Genomic DNA, 16138 nt, shown 5'->3' on the forward strand with positions numbered 1-16138 from the left:
TGTCTTAGCACTATCTGATTTTTCTGCACGCGCAAAAATATCCACGCAACTTTTGCAACAAATGCCGCAGTGCAACGTATTTTTGTTGCGCTGCACCTGCAAAGTGATTACGACCAAGCAACTCGAAATAGGATGTGATTCATGGCTCACGACGGACAGGACCTGCATATGACCGCCGATACTGCAAACGCGCCCCTTCTCCCCGATCTTCTGACCCTGACGGCAGCAGCCCTGCCACCGGTCACGCAATTGTTCGAACAGGGCCGCGAAGCGGTCCGGGCGCTGGTCAGCCAGGATGGCCGCGTATCGGGCAAGCTGATGGAACGCCACCAATCGGCTGCGCACGGTCTGTCGTGGCTGGCAACCTATGAACAGTCGCTGAAACAGATGCAGGCCTGGGCCGAGCGCCTGCAAGCGGACGGAAAATTCGGCGAGATCGAACAGCTGATCCACCAGATTGCATTCGGCGAATACCTGCACCAGCTGGCCGGCGGCATCCCGATGAACCAGGGCGAAGTCGTGCGCCTGCAGGAACTGGGTCTCGGCTGGGACGCGCTTTCGGGCTTCCAGTGCGCCGAAGTACAGACCCTGATGGCATCCGCCAACACCCAGGACGCCCGCACCCGTCTGGTCGAATTGATGCAGGAGCAATCCGCCAATATCACCGTCGGGGCCAGCGGCCTGGACGAAGAGCTGGAAATGATCCGCGAACAGTTCCGCCGCTTTGCCGTCGAACGCGTGGAACCCAACGCGCATGACTGGCACCTCAAGGACGAATTGATCCCGATGGAAATCATCGAGGAACTGGCCGAAATGGGTGTCTTTGGTCTGACCATTCCCGAAGAATTCGGCGGCTTTGGCCTGTCCAAGGCGTCGATGGTTGTCGTGTCCGAGGAACTGTCGCGCGGTTATATCGGCGTTGGCAGCCTTGGCACCCGCTCTGAAATCGCGGCCGAGCTGATCCTGTGCGGCGGCACCGACGAACAAAAGGCCAATTGGCTGCCGAAACTGGCCAGCGCCGAAATCCTGCCCACCGCCGTCTTTACCGAACCCAACACCGGGTCCGATCTGGGCAGCTTGCGCACCCGCGCGGTCAAAGACGACGACGGAAACTACAAGGTGACAGGCAACAAAACCTGGATCACCCACGCCGCGCGCACCCATGTCATGACCCTGCTGGCCCGCACCAACCCCGACTCCACCGATCATCGGGGCCTGTCGATGTTCCTGGCCGAAAAGACCCCCGGCACGGATGACGCCCCCTTTCCCACGCCCGGCATGACCGGCGGCGAGATCGAAGTGCTGGGCTATCGCGGCATGAAGGAATATGAACTGGGTTTTGACGGGTTCGAAGTCAAAGGCGAAAACCTGCTGGGCGGCGAAGAGGGCAAAGGCTTTAAACAGCTGATGGAGACCTTTGAATCCGCCCGCATCCAGACCGCCGCCCGCGCCATCGGCGTGGCGCAATGTGCGCTGGATATCGGGATGCAATACGCCCAGGACCGCAAACAGTTCGGCAAATCGCTGATCGACTTCCCTCGCGTCTCCAGCAAGCTGGCGATGATGGCCGTCGAAATCATGATCGCCCGTCAGCTGACCTATTTCTCGGCTTGGGAAAAGGACCACGGCCATCGCTGTGACCTCGAGGCGGGCATGGCAAAACTGCTGGGGGCCCGCGTCGCCTGGGCGGCGGCCGACAATGGTCTGCAAATCCACGGCGGCAACGGTTTTGCCCTTGAATACAAGATTTCCCGCGTGTTGTGCGACGCACGGATCCTGAACATCTTTGAAGGTGCGGCTGAAATTCAGGCGCAGGTCATCGCCCGCCGCCTTCTGGGATAACTCGAACACTCCCCGGGGATTTCCCCGAACCTTGGGCCCGGCCATTTGTGCCGGGCCTTCTTTTTTCCGGCGTCGCCTAATTGCGGATCCGACGCCGCAACGCAAACAGCCGACCATCGGTGACGGCAAAGCCGACAGCGATAATAGCGAACCCGATCCACGCCTCGGGCCCCATTCGCTCGCCCAGAAACAATACGCCCAACCCGATGGCAAACGGCGGAATCAACAGCGTCACCAACATCAGGTTCGCGGCCCCGGCTCGTGCCAGGATCGCAAAATACAGCACATAAGCCAGCGCAGTCGACAGCGCCGCGACCCCTAGCAATGCCCCCCAGACACTGGCTGACAACCCAAGAACCGGCGGCCCGTCGATGACAAACACAATCGGGATCATCAACACTGTACTACCAATCAGCATCCCCAGGGCATTCATCAGGGGCGGTTGCCCGGACAGGGCCACCTTGCCCCAGACACTGGCAAATGCATAGGATAGCGCCGCCCCCAAAATGGCCAGCTGCGCCAGATTGCCCGGGTTGAAATCGCTCAGCGCCGATGGCCCCATGATAAAGGCAACCCCTGCCAGCCCCAACCCTGCCCCGATGAGCTTTCGGGCGGTCAGCGGTTCATCAACCAGCAACACCCCTGCCACAACCGCGCCAAACATGGCGGTGGTGCCATTCAGGATCGATGCCAAACCGCTTTCTATCTGCGTCTGCCCCCAGAAGATCAATGAAAACGGGATGGCGTTGTTCAACGCCCCCATCACCAGATAAGCGCCCCAGACACGCGCCGACCGTGGCCAACGGATCCCCTTGACCCAAACGATCACCACCAATAGCGGAACCGCCCACAGAACCCGGTGCAGCGTGATGGTCAGCGGCGGTAACTCACGCAGCGCAATCTCGGCAAAGAAAAACGAGCCGCCCCAAACAACGGCTAACAGCAACAGCAGGCCGGTGGTCCTGAAGTTCATGGAAGTGGCTGAGGCGCGGGGCATTGGAATACATCCTGAGATTGGGCGTCCCGTTCCAAATGCCGCACGGTCTGATCAAAAACGACCCGGATCCTGCGGAATACACGGATCCCGAGCTCGGTCGCCATAATTCCGCCCTTGGTTTACATTAAATGATAAATGAATCGCATAGCCCCAAACACCCAGCACACGGATTAAACCCACATCATGCTTTCCCGCCTTGGTCTGTTTTTAGCTCCTTTTCTGTTTTTGTCCGGTTGCGGTGAAACACCGAGTGAGTCCCGCGAGGCCCGTATTCTGGCTGTCGGGGATTCGCTGATGGCGACTCACAGCATGACGGGACGCGCCATTTCCAATGTTGTGGAACAGCAACTGAACGAAGAAGTGGTGGACCGGTCGGTCATCGGGGCCCGCATGATCTATAATCTGCCGGTGTCGGGTGCTGCCGGAATGAGCATCCCCAAACAGTTCCGCACAGGCGACTGGGATTGGGTAATCGTCAACGGCGGTGGCAATGATCTGTGGTTGGGGTGCGGGTGTTTTGTCTGCAAGGGCAAGATGAACAAACTCATTTCCGAAGATGGGCGCCGGGGCACGATTCCCGGATTTCTGTACAAACTGCGCCAAACCGGCGCACAGGTCATCTATGTCGGCTATCTGCGCAGCCCGGGTCTGGGATCTCCGATCGAACATTGCCGCGACGAGGGTGAAGAACTCGAACGTCGCATCGACAAGCTGGCCGACTTGGATCCGGGGGTGCATTTCCTGTCGCTCGCGGATCTGGTACCGCATGGTGACAGGTCCTTTCATGGCATCGACATGATCCACCCGTCGCTCAAGGCCAGCGACGAAATCGGCAACCGGGTGGCCGCGATCATCAGCAACGCCCCTGCTCCGGCCGGTCCCAACAGCACCGAATGATCATCCCGCTTGTATTAATCTGAAATTCCCCGATCCTGATGCCTTAGCAACTTGGGGGGATACAACATGCCTGAAACAACTGTTCTGGTCACTGGCGCGACAGGATATATTGCCAAACACCTTGTATTGCAGCTGTTGAATGCTGGTTACCACGTTGTCGGATCGCTGCGAAACATGGCACGCGAAGCCGAGCTGCACACCGCATTGGCCCCCCATTTGACCGATCCGAATGCATTGTCCCGGCTCAGGGTTGTGCAATTGGACCTGATGTCCGATTCGGGATGGGACACCGCGATGGCCGGGGTGGACGTGCTGATGCACACAGCATCGCCCTTTCCCATCGCCCAGCCCAAGGACGAGAACGAATTGATCCGCCCGGCAGTTGACGGGGCCTTGCGCGCGGTCAACGCCGCCAAGGCCGCCGGGATCAACCGGGTGATCATGACGTCGTCCTCTGTCGCGGTGATGAACGGCGACCTGCCACAGGGCAAGACGACATACGATGAAGAGGACTGGAGCGATTTGGATTACCCGTCGGTCACGCCCTATGTGAAATCCAAGACATTGGCCGAACGCGCAGTCTGGGACTGGCAGGCCAAAGACGCCCCCGACATGCAGATCACCATGATCAACCCGACCTTTGTCATGGGGCCACCATTGGACAACAACTATGGATCGTCGATTGACGTGATTGTCCGGCTGATCACCAGCAAGGATCCGATGCTGGCACGTTTCGGGATGCCCTGTGTCGATGTGCGCGACATTGCCCTGATGCATATTCGGGCCATGGAACGCCCCGACAGCGCGGGGCAGCGCATCCTCGGGGTGGACCGCTCGCTGTGGTATGCGGACATGGCCCTGACCCTGAAAGGCGCATTTCCCGACCGCCGGATCGTGACACGCGTCGCGCCCAATCTCATCGTTCGCTTTCTCAGCCTGTTTGACGCCGAAATCCGGTCCATCCTTCCGATTCTCGGGACGTCACCACAAGTGTCCAACAGCAAGGCCCGCGATCTGCTCGGGATCGACTTCCGCGACGTCCGCACTGGTATTCGCGAAGCCGGACAATATCTAATCGACAATCGGTTGGTCTGACCCCGGCACCTCGTGCGCCATACAGGGACACATCAGCGCCAAACCGCCCGTCAACAAACCGGAGTTTCCATCTATGCGCTTCATGATGATCTTGGCCTTTCTGATACCCGGCGCGTGTCAAAGCGATGAAACCGTATCCGGCTATGGAGGCGGGGATCGGGTGTGGACCCTGGTCGAAATCGACGGACAGGCGTTTGCAAGCCGCGCCACGCTGACATTCCCTGACCGCGGGCAGATCGCAGGTCAGGCGCCCTGCAACCGGTATTCGGCCACCATGGAGGCCCCCTATCCGTGGTTCGACACGGGGCCGGTGATTGCCACCAGAATGGCCTGCCCCGACCTGGATGCAGAAGACTTGTTCCTCTCCACGCTGGATGCGATGACCGAATCCGAAGTCTCCGGCAACACCCTGGTTCTGCGCGCCGAAGATGGCCGCGAGATGCTGTTCAAAGCCGACGAATAAACGCATCGACAAAGCGACCGCGCGCCTCTGGCAAGGCGCGATTGCCCAACGACGGGGCCAGCCTGGATTCGAGAAAGAACCCCGTCGTGCGCAGGGCCATAACGATTTCATCGTCTGATGCGTCGCCCTCGCCCCGCAAGATGGGCGGCAACGGCAACAGCCTGTGTGCCCAATCGCCCGCACCATCGCGCGACACCGCCCGCCCGGATTTGGGGGACACATAGATCAGCCCGTCCCGCGCTCCGGTTACGGCACAGGTCGACAGGTCCAACCCGAACCCCATTTCGTTCAACAGGGCCATTTCCCACCGCAAATAGGCCAATCCCCAGATGTCGTCTTGCCCCAAGAGGTCCAAAAGCTGCTCGGAATGGCGATACAACGCCGGGTGGGCCTCCCGCTCTGGCAGGCAAAAGCCCAACAGCGCAGTGACCGTATTCAGCCCGGCCAAGGCAAACCGCCCCGACAACGCCGCCGCCGCGCGACTGCGCAGTGGTTCGGGGTGATAGCTGCCCAGATGGTCCTCCAGCCGGGCCCGCCACGTTACGTCCAGCTGGGCTCCGGGTTGCAGAATCGGGGCCAGCTTGCGGCTGGTGCCACCCCGGACAACCCCGGCGTGCCGCCCGTGTTCCGCCGTAAAGACATCAATGATCGCTGACGTTTCGCCATGACGGCGCATGGACAGCAGGATTCCCTGATCGCGCCATTCCATACCCTGTTCCTCGCCTTGCCTGTCGCCCCGATACCAGATCGCATCCCCAGACGAACTGCAACCCTGCCGCCAGCAGCGCGGTTCTGCCACAACAGATCTGGGGGGCACCCGCACCTGGCCAGCCCGGTCAGCGCACTTGGGCGGAGATCTTTGGCCGGGGTAATGTGTCGGGCGGCAATGTGTTGGTTGGTCGTGTGTCGGGATGTAGTGTGTCGGGGCGTGGTGTGTCGGCCCGGGGACGCTGTATTGCGCTCAGAACGCATGGCAGGCACACCTAACCCGCGCTTTCCAGCCCACTCTATTCCAGCCCAGCCTCACCCAGCAGGTGGCGTCCCTGACGGTCTTCCAGCTCGATCACCCACAGGTCCGGGTCGAACCCCTTCTGACGCTGGATGGCTGCGTCCACGTCGGGTTCGGCTCCAGTGATCAGCTCGACCCATTTTCGATCGCCGCTCATCAAATCATAGGATCGGTGCAGCGCCTGGGCCTGACCGTCCAATGTATTGACCTTGACCAGAACCGCACCGGCATCATCATCGCCGTGCGACACCACAAAAGCGGGAATGTCGGACAGCCGCAACCGGGTCAGATAGGCCTGAACCCAAAAGGATGCGACCAGCCCGGTCATGTATTGCCGTCTTTGAAATCCAGACCCATTTCCGAATAGCGTTCGGATTCTTCGAGCCAGTTGGGGCGCACCTTGACCTGCAGGAACAGATGTACCCTGCGGCCCAGAAACTCTTCCAGCTCCATCCGGGCCGCCTGGGAGACCGATTTGATGGTTTCGCCCTTGTTGCCCAGAACGATCCCCTTGTGCCCGTCGCGCATCACATAGATGACCTGATCAATGCGGGCGGACCCGTCCTTGCGTTCCTGCCAGCTTTCGGTTTCCACGGTCAATTGATACGGCAACTCCTGATGCAAGCGCAGGGTCAGCTTTTCCCGGGTCATTTCAGCAGCAATCATGCGCATCGGCAAATCGGCAATCTGATCTTCCGGGTACAGCCACGGCCCTTCGGGGAGCTTGCCGGCCAGCCAGGTGCGCAGGTGATCAACCCCATGCCCTTTTTCGGCAGAGATCATGAACGTTTCCGCGAAATCAAACCGATCGTTCAGATCCTTGGTCAACCCCAACAGCTTTTCCGACGCCACCCGGTCGATTTTGTTGATCGCCAGCGCCACGGTGCGCCCCTTGCCAATGCCCTGCAACCCTTCGAGGATTCGCTCAACACCTTCGGTCACGCCCCGATGGGCTTCGACCAGCAACACCACAACATCCGCATCCGCAGCCCCGCCCCAGGCCGCAGCCACCATGGCACGGTCCAGACGGCGGCGCGGTTGGAACAGACCGGGAGTGTCCACAAATACCAATTGTGACTCGCCCTCGATGGCGACACCCCGAATCCGGGCGCGGGTGGTTTGAACCTTGTGGGTGACGATCGACACCTTGGCCCCGACCATACGGTTGGTCAGGGTGGATTTGCCCGCGTTGGGCTCTCCGATCAGGGCGACAAATCCGGCGCGGGTGGTCATTTTGAATTCTCCAGAGTTTCCAGCAGCGTCTTTGCCGCCGCCTGTTCCGCCTGACGTTTCGATCCGGCGGTGGCCCGGGCTTCGGCTCCGCTTTCCAGTCGCACAGCGATGGTGAACATGGGCTGGTGGTCCGGTCCATCGCGCGACACCAGCACATAGGCCGGGGGTTTTTGACGTTTCGCCTGCACAAATTCCTGCAAGGCAGTTTTGGGGTCGCGTGCGTCTTCTTCGACGGTGCCGATCCGGCTGCCCCACAAACGCAGGATCATCGCCTGTGCGGCCTCGAACCCGGCGTCGCGGTACACGGCCGCGATCACCGCCTCCATTGCGTCACCCAACAGCGCCAGCTTGCGCCGCCCGCCCGACATCATTTCAGACCGACCCAGTTTCAACACCGATCCCAGATCAATCTCACGGGCCACATCGGCGCAGGCTTCCTTGCGCACCAGCGCATTGAACCGCGGGGCCAGCTGCCCCTCGGACGCCAATTTGTCATGTTCCAGCAGCGCGGTGGCCATCACCAGCCCCAGAACCCGATCCCCCAGAAACTCCAGCCGCTGATTGTCGGGGCGGGTGGACGAGGAAATCGACGCATGTGTCAACGCACGAATCAACAGCTCGGGGCGGGCAAATTCATGCCCGATCCGGTCTTCCAGTGCCTTTATGTCGGCCGAGAGTTTCAATTGACCCCCTTGAAGAATCGATCGCTGCGCCAGGTCCAGAAATACAACATGGATCTGCCCGCTGACGAGAACATGATGCGATCCGCGCGCCCGATCAGGTTTTCATAGGGCACGAACCCCACCCCGCCTGCCGCCTGCGGCAAACGGCTATCTGCCGAATTGTCCCGGTTGTCGCCCATAAAGAAATAATGCCCTTCGGGCACCAGATACACCGGCGTGTGATCCGACGCCTGGCTGCCAATATTCAGAACGACATGTTCGTTGCCATTGTCAAAGGTTTCAACGGCACGGGTCTTAGTACAGGTTCCACCTTCGCCCACAGGTCCGTTGCCGCAGCGCGGGGTCAACCCCTGGGGGCCCTGACGCCCCATGACTTCGTCAAAGTTTCCGGCCGGCGTCTGTGGCACAATCTTGCCGTTCAGATACAGGATTCCGTCCTTGACCTGGACCCTGTCACCCGGCAGGCCAACCAGACGTTTGATATAATCGCGCCCCGAAACAGGGTGGCGGAACACCACGACATCGCCGCGTTCAGGATCGCCACCAAACAGGCGGGTGTTGTCCCCGTCCAGAAATCCACAGACGTCTTCGGCATCCACGTTCAACCCCACCACCGGAATCGAAACCGTCGGGCAGGACGCATAGGAATACCCATAGGCCATCTTGTTCACGAACAGGAAATCCCCGATCAACAGGGTTTCTTTCATCGACCCTGACGGGATCCAGAACGGTTGAAAGAACAGGGTGCGAAAGACACCGGCGATCAAAAGCGCATAGACAATGGTCTTGATGGTCTCGACAATGGCATTTCCGGACTTGGCTTTGGTGGCCATAAAGCTCTCCGAGTGGGGTTGGGGACTATTGGGGCTACATGCGGGGCCAAAGGGCCGAAGTCAAGGCGACGCAGGATCACCAGCGCAGGGGTGCGCCTCGATCACGACAAAGGCCTGGGCCCAGGGGTGATCATCGGTCAGGGACACGTGAATGACCGCTTTGTGTCCGGGCGGTGTCATCTTGGCCAATCGATCCGCCGCCCATCCCGTCACATGCATCACCGGCTGACCGCTGCGCAGGTTGGTGACCGACATGTCTTTCCAGGCGATTCCCATCCGCAGGCCCGTGCCCAGCGCCTTGGAACAGGCCTCCTTGGCGGCCCAGCGTTTGGCATAGGTCCCTGCCACATCCCGGCGGCGTTCCGCCTTGCGCTGTTCGGTCTCGGTGAACACCCGATTGCGGAACCGATCCCCGAACCGATCCAGCGTTCGTTGGATACGCTCGATGTTCGCCAGATCGGTGCCGATGCCCAATATCATGTCAGCCGCAGGGTCAGGATCTTGATGCTGGCCGCGCCGAACAACAGGCCAAATGTCAATTCAAACCACCGCCGTGATCGCGCATAAACCCGCGCCACCGGGGCCCAGGAAAATAGCAACGCATAGCCCCAGAACACAAACGCAGACGTACAGATCAAAGTGCCAAACAGCTGCCAGACAGTCGCCCATTCCGCACCAGGGGCCAGCACAATGGCATAAACCGACCCCCAGGCCAGAACCGGCTTTGGGTTGGTTAGATGCAACAGGATCCCCTTGGTGAACAGCGACCGGCCAGAGGGTTTAACGGGCACAACCGATCCCCCCTGCCAGGCTGAGCGCAGCGACTTCACCGCCAGATACAACAGATAGGCCGCCCCGGCATAACGCACGGTTTCAAACACCCAGACATTGGACATCATGATCGCGGAAAACCCCAATGCCGCCGCGATACCCCAGGTGGCCGATCCGACCAAAACGCCACTGGACACCAACAGCCCCGGACCGCGCCCCAATGACATCGACGTGCCAACAATGGTCATATTGGTTGGCCCCGGGCTGCCGCCCGCAACGATCCATCCGGTTATGATCGCCCAGACAGGGATCAGATATTGGGCGCTATCCATTACGCGCCTCGTCCATCAGACGACGCATTTCGGCAATCGCCGGCTGCAATCCCTGAAAAATCGCCTCGCCAATCAGAAAATGGCCGATGTTCAGTTCCATGACCTCTGGAAAAGCCGCAACCGGTTTCACACAATCATAGGTGAACCCGTGCCCTGCGTGCACTTCCAACCCCAATGAATGGGCAAAGGACGACATGTTGCGCAGCGCCTCAAACTCGCGGTCGCGATCGTCAAACCGCCCTTCGGAATGGGCATCACAGAATGCCCCGGCGTGCAACTCCACCACTTCGGCACCGATGCGATGCGCGGCTTCGATCTGTTTCTGTTCGGCTGCGACAAAAATCGACACGCGGCACCCGGCGTCCCGCAGCGGCGCGATATAATGGGCCAGCCGGTTCTCTTCGCGCGCCACTTCCAACCCGCCTTCGGTTGTCCGTTCCTCGCGCTTTTCCGGCACGATGCACACCGCATGGGGTTTATGACGCAGCGCGATCTGCTGCATTTCCTCGGTCGCGGCCATCTCGAAATTCAACGGCACGCTCAGCGCATCCATCAACTGTTCGATATCCGCATCAACGATGTGGCGGCGATCTTCGCGCAGATGCGCCGTGATCCCGTCCGCGCCCGCCTGCTCGGCCAGGATGGCCGCCCGGACCGGATCGGGATAGGCCCCGCCGCGTGCATTTCGCACCGTGGCAACATGGTCGATATTCACGCCCAAACGCAGTTTATTCCCGGACATGCACACAGCTCCTCTGATCCGCTATGCGCCGACATTAGGATGCAAATCGGGCGGGTGAAACCAGTTTTCCGCCCCGACCCTCAGCGATTCCGCATCACTGCTCTTCAGCCTTGCGTTTGATGGCCTGGAATTTCGCCTTGATCTTGGACCGGCGCCGTTTCTGGTAGGCCGCGATCAGCGGCAGCGTCAGAAGATAGGCCGCCGTGGCGGTGATCGCACCGGGGATCAGCCCGCCCACCAGATAGGGATAGAACACTTCGTTGAAGAACAGCTTCAACCCTTCCCAATCGGCAGGGCGATCCATCATCAGGGCGAGCAGATTGTCAGCGAGATCCTTGCTGGCATCGACGAATTTTCCGACCAGTGATTTGTCGACCGTTTCATCGAATTCGGTCCCCAACAGAAAATGCCCCGTTTTCAGCGACACGACACCAATCGGAACATAGGTGAGCGGATTGCCAAAGAAGGTCGCGCTGAGCGCCGCGAGAATATTGCCATTCATGCCGCGTGCGATCAGGGCCGCCACCAGAAAATGCATCGTGTAAAACGGCGTAAAGGTGGTGAACACCCCGGCCCAGACACCCCGAGCAATCCGTTGCGGTGAATCAGGGAGCCGGCGGACCCGGTGTTTGACATACAGGAACGCACGCTTCCAACCACCGCGGGGCCAGAGGAACTCCCATATTGTGCGCAACACGGAGCGACGGTCTCGGCGTCTGAAAACCAACGATGTCGCCCTCTAATTGATCCTGTTTCGACCTATCGCGCCGCCGGAGCAGGCGACACCGTTTCACGAAATCTCTCGACCGCAGCCACATCGCTTTCTGCTTCCAATGCCAGCATGAGAGAATGCAATTGCTCGGCATCTCTCAATTCGACATTTGTCCTCAGCCGATAGAAATCCGGCTTGCGATCCAAAAACTCCAGATCGCTGATATTGGCCTTCTTCTCACCAATCAATGTGCAAATACGTCCCAGCACACCCGCATCGTTGCCAATGGTCAGATCCAACGTGGTGCCATAGACGGCGGGATGGGTCCCGGCATTCCAATGCAGATCCACCCAGCGTTCAGGCTGCTCTTCGTAACGGCTGAGAGAATCGCAATCGGCCGCATGAACGACAACGCCCCGGCCCCGATAGGTGATGCCGATGATGCGTTCCCCCGGCAGGGGCTGGCAACAGGGTGCCCGCTCAAAGCTTTGGCCCGGTTCCAGACCGATCACCGCGCGGCGCGGAGAAATCTGTTCGCCCTCGTCGGGTGCCAGATCAGGATACACCGCCTGGATCACGTCATGCGCGGTGGATTCGGCGCTGCCCAGCCGCGCCAAAAGCTCATTGCGTCCACTCAGACGCATGTTCTTGGCCGCGGTATCCAACGCCTTGTCGGTGGCCTTTTTGTTGACCTGCTCGAATGCGACCCGCGCCAATTCGCGCCCCAGTTTGACAAACCGTTCACGGTCCGCTTCGCGCAGGGCGCGGCGAATGGCGGTGCGCGCCTTGCCGGTCACGGCAATCTCCAACCAGCTCACCTGCGGGGTCTGGCCTTCGGCGGTGATGATCTCACAGCTTTGACCGTTTTTCAGCCGGGTCCACAGCGGCACCCGGATGCCGTCGATCTTGGCCCCGACGCAGGCATGACCAATCCGGGTGTGGATTGCATAGGCATAGTCGATCGGCGTCGCCCCCCGAGGCAACTTGACCACGTCGCCCTTGGGAGAAAAACAGAACACCTGATCCGAATACATCTCGAGCTTGACCGCCTCGAGGAAATCCTCGTGATCTTCCTCGGCATCGAATTGTTCGGTCAGATTGGCAATCCATTTCGCCGGATCAACGGCAAACGGGTTTTCGGTGCGCACCCCGTCGCGATAGGACCAATGCGCCGCCACACCGGTTTCAGCCACGTCATGCATCTGCCGGGTGCGGATCTGCACTTCGACTCGTTTGCCATCGCGTCCCGACACCGTGGTGTGGATCGACCGATAGCCGTTGGTCTTGGGCTGGCTGATGTAATCCTTGAACCGGCCCGGCACAGCCCGCCACCGTTGATGGATCGCGCCCAGGGTTCGGTAACAATCTTCTTCGCTCTCGGTGATGATGCGAAACCCATAGATGTCGGACAGGCGCGAAAACCCCTGTTCCTTTTCCTGCATCTTGCGCCAGATCGAATAGGGTTTCTTGGCCCGGCCGAACACTTCGGCTTCGATCCCGGCCTTTTCCAGTTCCGACCGCATGTCCCCGGTGATCCGGTGGATCACATCGCCGGTTTCGCGCTGCAAGGTGATGAACCGGCGGATGATCGACTGACGCCCTTCGGGGTTCAGCACCCGAAACGCCAGATCTTCCAGCTCTTCGCGCATCCATTGCATCCCCATGCGCCCCGCCAGAGGCGCATAGATGTCCATGGTTTCGCGGGCCTTTTGCGCCTGTTTCTCCGGGCGCATTGCCTTGATCGTGCGCATGTTGTGCAGACGGTCGGCCAGTTTGACCAGAATGACCCGCAGATCCTTGGACATCGCCATGAAAAGCTTGCGAAAATTCTCGGCCTGCTTGGTTTCCCGGCTCGACAGTTGCAGGTTGGTCAGCTTGGTAACGCCATCGACCAGCATGGCAACTTCCTTGCCAAACAATTCCGCCACCTGGCCATAAGACGCCTTGGTGTCTTCGATGGTATCATGCAGCAGGGCGGTGATGATGGTGGCATCATCCAGACGCTGTTCGGTCAGGATCGCGGCAACCGCAACAGGATGCGTGAAATAGGGCTCACCCGAATGGCGGGTCTGCCCTTCGTGCATCTGTTCGCCAAATTCATGGGCCAGCGCCAATCGTTCAGCATTGGTTTTTGGATTGTAATTGCGGACCAGCGCAATCAGGTCTTCAGATGAAATCATTTCCGGTCCGCATCCTTGAGTGTTCTTTGCGCGGTCAGCCCTGGCCTTGGGCCTCCATCAATGCCCGCAGCAGCTTTTCTTCGGACATGTCGTCTTCAACCGGCTTGTCGGATTCCGCACCCATCAGCAACGCCATCGAATCCTCTTCGGGTTCGTCGACTTCGATCTGCGACTGGTTGCTTTCGATCAGGCGTTCACGCAAATCATCCGCAGTCTGGGTTTCATCCGCGATTTCGCGCAGCGAAACAACAGGGTTCTTGTCGTTGTCACGGTCCACGGTCACCGGGGCACCGGCCGCAATTTCACGCGCCCGATGGGACGCCAGCATTACCAGTTCAAACCGGTTAGGAACTTTGTCTACGCAGTCTTCAACTGTTACGCGGGCCATTGGGACACTCCAGAAAAGAAAATTGGTCCAGAAGGGGTGTATGTAAGCCCGAATCTTTCCCTTGACAAGGCGGAAATCCAGCCCTCGCACAGATCAAATTGGCTTTACCGCGTTGATTTCGTCAACCGGCAGCGCCGCGCACAGATCCGAGACCGTCCGACCCAGCACCGGATGACGCCAGTTCGGCGCAATATCGCACAACGGGACCAAGACAAATGCCCGGTCCTGAATGCGGGGATGCGGCAGGATCAACTCGTCTGGTGCCACTTGCGTTTGCTGGTCCATCGGCAGATCCAGCCAGCTCTGAAACCCTGCGACGTCCGGCAGGATCATCTGGTTGACTGCCAACAGGTCCAGATCGACGGTGCGCACACCCCACCTCTGATCGCGCTTGCGCAACAGGCTGGCTTCGACCGTGTGCAGATGCGCCAGCAGCTGTGCCGCCGTGCCATCATATGCGACGGCAATCGCTGCATTCACAAAATCAGGGCCGGCCCCGACAGGAAAACAGGGGGTGGCGAAAAACCGGCTGATCGCCCTCACGTCAATTTGATATTCTGAAAGCCGTGATATCGCCGCACTCAACGTTTCCTGCGGCGAACCAACGTCAGATGGGAGGTTTCCCCCAAGCGCAATCAGCGCTTTTGACCGGAATTCGGTCATTTTTGCGTTCCCTTTCCCGATCAATGGACCTTGCCCTAGCAGGTTTTTCACCTACATTATGCCAATCTGGACTGCCAATATTTTATTACTCACTCACGGAACAACGGCGGACCGGTTTGTACCGGAAGGGAAAATTATGTTTTACAAAGACGAACGGCTTGCGCTGTTCATCGATGGGTCGAATTTGTATGCCGCCGCAAAAGCGCTGGGATTCGATATCGACTACAAGCTCCTGCGCCAGGAATTCATGCGCCGCGGCAAGATGCTGCGCGCGTTCTACTATACGGCTCTGCTTGAGAACGATGAATATTCGCCAATTCGCCCGCTTGTCGACTGGTTGCATTACAATGGGTTCACCATGGTGACGAAACCGGCCAAGGAATACACCGACAGCATGGGCCGACGCAAAGTCAAAGGCAACATGGACATCGAACTGACCGTGGACGCGATGGAACTTGCCCCTCGTGTTGATCACATCGTGCTGTTTTCCGGAGATGGGGATTTCCGGCCGCTGGTTGCCAGCCTGCAGCGTCAAGGTGTGCGTGTCTCGGTGGTGTCGACCATCCGCAGCCAACCGCCGATGATCTCGGACGAATTGCGCCGGCAGGCCGACAACTTCATCGAGCTCGAAGAGCTGCGCGAAGTCATCGGACGTCCGCCACGCGAGCTTCCCGACGAAGTCCGCAGCGTCGCGGCATCTGCTCAATAACGTCAGGCGCGGCTTTATCCCCCCGCGCCTGCACATTATCGCGCCGACTCTCCGATAGTGACGACTTGCCGCCCCGGTTCAGAGCTGGCTCTGAGCCGCGATAGATCCGTTATCGCTCGGCATTGATCAGATTGTGCTGGTCAATGATGTCCTGCGGCCAGGTGCTCTTGATAAAGGCCAGCACCGCCAGAATGTCATCCGCGCTCAGACTGTCGCCAAACCCGATCATCCGGCTGCGATAGCCATTGCCGACGATGGCCTCGGTCCCCTGTGTGGTGATGGCGATCAGCTGTTCATCAGGGTGATGCCAGGTATGCCCCGATGCATCATGCGGCGGGGCGGGCAGATACCCCTCCTCATCCCGGCTGCGCCAATCGGCTTCGCCCTGCAGGGCATCCCCATGACACGAGGCACAGTTTTCCTCATACAGCTGCGCCCCCTGAAAAACGGCGGCCGGATCCGTATAGGGCACCCCCCCGGCGGAGGCCTCGCTCCGCACCTGCACCAGCAGCGCGGCCGCCCCCGCGATGCTCAAGCATCCCAATATGATCATTGATCTTGTCATAGGTATCCCCGACTTTTGATGCCG

Annotated in this window: 19 protein-coding genes; 5 read left to right on the forward strand and 14 right to left on the reverse strand. The window is 59.6% G+C overall.

Features of this window, described 5'->3' with window-relative positions; all coding sequences use genetic code 11:
• Positions 1-141 precede the first annotated feature (141 nt).
• Positions 142-1842 carry an acyl-CoA/acyl-ACP dehydrogenase gene (locus tag K3727_19965; GenBank protein ID UWQ90990.1) on the forward strand — a complete coding sequence of 567 codons (1701 nt, stop codon included), beginning with the start codon at positions 142-144 and terminating at the stop codon, positions 1840-1842.
• A 76-nt stretch (positions 1843-1918) separates the two neighbouring features.
• Here K3727_19965 and K3727_19970 read toward each other — a convergent pair whose 3' ends face one another.
• Positions 1919-2839, reverse strand: coding sequence for a DMT family transporter (locus K3727_19970; protein ID UWQ90991.1), 921 nt, complete (start codon positions 2837-2839; stop codon positions 1919-1921).
• Between the two features lie 183 nt (positions 2840-3022).
• On the opposite strand from K3727_19970, the gene K3727_19975 reads away from it, so the two are divergent.
• The 3 genes from K3727_19975 to K3727_19985 all read left to right on the forward strand — a co-directional run bounded on the left by K3727_19975 (position 3023) and on the right by K3727_19985 (position 5294).
• The gene (locus K3727_19975) at positions 3023-3736 is read left to right on the forward strand and encodes an SGNH/GDSL hydrolase family protein (GenBank protein UWQ90992.1); all 714 of its coding nucleotides are present in this window, start codon (positions 3023-3025) and stop codon (positions 3734-3736) included.
• A 66-nt stretch (positions 3737-3802) separates the two neighbouring features.
• On the forward strand, positions 3803-4831 hold the full coding sequence (locus K3727_19980; protein UWQ90993.1) for an aldehyde reductase: 1029 nt from the start codon (positions 3803-3805) through the stop codon (positions 4829-4831).
• Between the two features lie 73 nt (positions 4832-4904).
• On the forward strand, positions 4905-5294 hold the full coding sequence (locus tag K3727_19985; protein UWQ90994.1) for an META domain-containing protein: 390 nt from the start codon (positions 4905-4907) through the stop codon (positions 5292-5294).
• On the opposite strand, the gene recO is transcribed toward K3727_19985, so the two are convergent.
• From recO to folK, 12 genes are all read right to left on the reverse strand, one after another.
• Positions 5278-6003: a DNA repair protein RecO gene (gene recO / locus K3727_19990; protein UWQ90995.1), complete on the reverse strand. Its 726-nt coding sequence runs from the start codon at positions 6001-6003 to the stop codon at positions 5278-5280. The two genes, K3727_19985 and recO, sit on opposite strands and share 17 nt — an antisense overlap.
• Before the next feature lie 298 nt (positions 6004-6301).
• The gene (locus tag K3727_19995) at positions 6302-6631 is read right to left on the reverse strand and encodes a DUF1491 family protein (protein ID UWQ90996.1); all 330 of its coding nucleotides are present in this window, start codon (positions 6629-6631) and stop codon (positions 6302-6304) included.
• The gene (era, locus tag K3727_20000) at positions 6628-7536 is read right to left on the reverse strand and encodes a GTPase Era (protein ID UWQ90997.1); all 909 of its coding nucleotides are present in this window, start codon (positions 7534-7536) and stop codon (positions 6628-6630) included. Before era ends, K3727_19995 begins: the two co-directional genes overlap by 4 nt.
• Positions 7533-8219, reverse strand: a complete 687-nt coding sequence (gene rnc, locus K3727_20005) for a ribonuclease III (protein UWQ90998.1) — start codon at positions 8217-8219, stop codon at positions 7533-7535. Before rnc ends, era begins: the two co-directional genes overlap by 4 nt.
• Positions 8216-9052 carry a signal peptidase I gene (lepB, locus tag K3727_20010; GenBank protein UWQ90999.1) on the reverse strand — a complete coding sequence of 279 codons (837 nt, stop codon included), beginning with the start codon at positions 9050-9052 and terminating at the stop codon, positions 8216-8218. The genes rnc and lepB overlap by 4 nt, the downstream gene beginning before the upstream one ends.
• Positions 9053-9112: 60 nt before the next feature.
• Entirely contained in the window at positions 9113-9532 is a 420-nt protein-coding gene (gene acpS / locus K3727_20015) for a holo-ACP synthase (GenBank protein ID UWQ91000.1), read from the reverse strand.
• On the reverse strand, positions 9529-10155 hold the full coding sequence (locus K3727_20020) for a LysE family translocator (protein UWQ91001.1): 627 nt from the start codon (positions 10153-10155) through the stop codon (positions 9529-9531). Before K3727_20020 ends, acpS begins: the two co-directional genes overlap by 4 nt.
• Positions 10148-10897, reverse strand: coding sequence for a pyridoxine 5'-phosphate synthase (locus K3727_20025; protein UWQ91002.1), 750 nt, complete (start codon positions 10895-10897; stop codon positions 10148-10150). Before K3727_20025 ends, K3727_20020 begins: the two co-directional genes overlap by 8 nt.
• Positions 10898-10991: 94 nt before the next feature.
• Positions 10992-11624, reverse strand: a complete 633-nt coding sequence (locus tag K3727_20030) for a DUF2062 domain-containing protein (GenBank protein UWQ91003.1) — start codon at positions 11622-11624, stop codon at positions 10992-10994.
• Between the two features lie 32 nt (positions 11625-11656).
• Positions 11657-13789 (reverse strand): bifunctional (p)ppGpp synthetase/guanosine-3',5'-bis(diphosphate) 3'-pyrophosphohydrolase, encoded by a 2133-nt coding sequence (locus K3727_20035; protein UWQ91004.1) that lies wholly within the window; start codon positions 13787-13789, stop codon positions 11657-11659.
• Positions 13790-13823: 34 nt separating this feature from the next.
• Complete coding sequence (rpoZ, locus tag K3727_20040) at positions 13824-14177, reverse strand: DNA-directed RNA polymerase subunit omega (GenBank protein UWQ91005.1); 354 nt, start codon at positions 14175-14177, stop codon at positions 13824-13826.
• 93 nt (positions 14178-14270) lie between these two features.
• A complete protein-coding gene (folK, locus tag K3727_20045) occupies positions 14271-14840 on the reverse strand; it encodes a 2-amino-4-hydroxy-6-hydroxymethyldihydropteridine diphosphokinase (protein ID UWQ91006.1) in 570 nt (189 codons plus the stop codon).
• 136 nt (positions 14841-14976) lie between these two features.
• Between folK and K3727_20050 the strand changes: the two genes are divergently transcribed.
• Entirely contained in the window at positions 14977-15549 is a 573-nt protein-coding gene (locus K3727_20050; protein UWQ91007.1) for an NYN domain-containing protein, read from the forward strand.
• A gap of 109 nt (positions 15550-15658) precedes the next feature.
• On the opposite strand, the gene K3727_20055 is transcribed toward K3727_20050, so the two are convergent.
• Positions 15659-16114: a c-type cytochrome gene (locus K3727_20055; GenBank protein UWQ91008.1), complete on the reverse strand. Its 456-nt coding sequence runs from the start codon at positions 16112-16114 to the stop codon at positions 15659-15661.
• Positions 16115-16138: the final 24 nt, after the last annotated feature.

This window comes from Rhodobacteraceae bacterium M382, from assembly GCA_025141015.1.
In the GTDB taxonomy this organism is placed as follows: Bacteria; Pseudomonadota; Alphaproteobacteria; order Rhodobacterales; family Rhodobacteraceae; genus Aliisedimentitalea; species Aliisedimentitalea scapharcae.

What these genes read in the sequence shown, in the direction of transcription:
- K3727_19965 (UWQ90990.1), top strand. Translation starts at nt 142, where the DNA reads ATGGCTCACGACGGACAGGACCTGCATATGACCGCCGATACTGCAAAC.
- K3727_19970 (UWQ90991.1), bottom strand. Translation starts at nt 2,839, where the DNA reads ATGCCCCGCGCCTCAGCCACTTCCATGAACTTCAGGACCACCGGCCTG.
- K3727_19975 (UWQ90992.1), top strand. Translation starts at nt 3,023, where the DNA reads ATGCTTTCCCGCCTTGGTCTGTTTTTAGCTCCTTTTCTGTTTTTGTCC.
- K3727_19980 (UWQ90993.1), top strand. Translation starts at nt 3,803, where the DNA reads ATGCCTGAAACAACTGTTCTGGTCACTGGCGCGACAGGATATATTGCC.
- K3727_19985 (UWQ90994.1), top strand. Translation starts at nt 4,905, where the DNA reads ATGCGCTTCATGATGATCTTGGCCTTTCTGATACCCGGCGCGTGTCAA.
- recO (UWQ90995.1), bottom strand. Translation starts at nt 6,003, where the DNA reads ATGGAATGGCGCGATCAGGGAATCCTGCTGTCCATGCGCCGTCATGGC.
- K3727_19995 (UWQ90996.1), bottom strand. Translation starts at nt 6,631, where the DNA reads ATGACCGGGCTGGTCGCATCCTTTTGGGTTCAGGCCTATCTGACCCGG.
- era (UWQ90997.1), bottom strand. Translation starts at nt 7,536, where the DNA reads ATGACCACCCGCGCCGGATTTGTCGCCCTGATCGGAGAGCCCAACGCG.
- lepB (UWQ90999.1), bottom strand. Translation starts at nt 9,052, where the DNA reads ATGGCCACCAAAGCCAAGTCCGGAAATGCCATTGTCGAGACCATCAAG.
- acpS (UWQ91000.1), bottom strand. Translation starts at nt 9,532, where the DNA reads ATGATATTGGGCATCGGCACCGATCTGGCGAACATCGAGCGTATCCAA.
- K3727_20020 (UWQ91001.1), bottom strand. Translation starts at nt 10,155, where the DNA reads ATGGATAGCGCCCAATATCTGATCCCTGTCTGGGCGATCATAACCGGA.
- K3727_20025 (UWQ91002.1), bottom strand. Translation starts at nt 10,897, where the DNA reads ATGTCCGGGAATAAACTGCGTTTGGGCGTGAATATCGACCATGTTGCC.
- K3727_20035 (UWQ91004.1), bottom strand. Translation starts at nt 13,789, where the DNA reads ATGATTTCATCTGAAGACCTGATTGCGCTGGTCCGCAATTACAATCCA.
- rpoZ (UWQ91005.1), bottom strand. Translation starts at nt 14,177, where the DNA reads ATGGCCCGCGTAACAGTTGAAGACTGCGTAGACAAAGTTCCTAACCGG.
- folK (UWQ91006.1), bottom strand. Translation starts at nt 14,840, where the DNA reads ATGACCGAATTCCGGTCAAAAGCGCTGATTGCGCTTGGGGGAAACCTC.
- K3727_20050 (UWQ91007.1), top strand. Translation starts at nt 14,977, where the DNA reads ATGTTTTACAAAGACGAACGGCTTGCGCTGTTCATCGATGGGTCGAAT.
- K3727_20055 (UWQ91008.1), bottom strand. Translation starts at nt 16,114, where the DNA reads ATGACAAGATCAATGATCATATTGGGATGCTTGAGCATCGCGGGGGCG.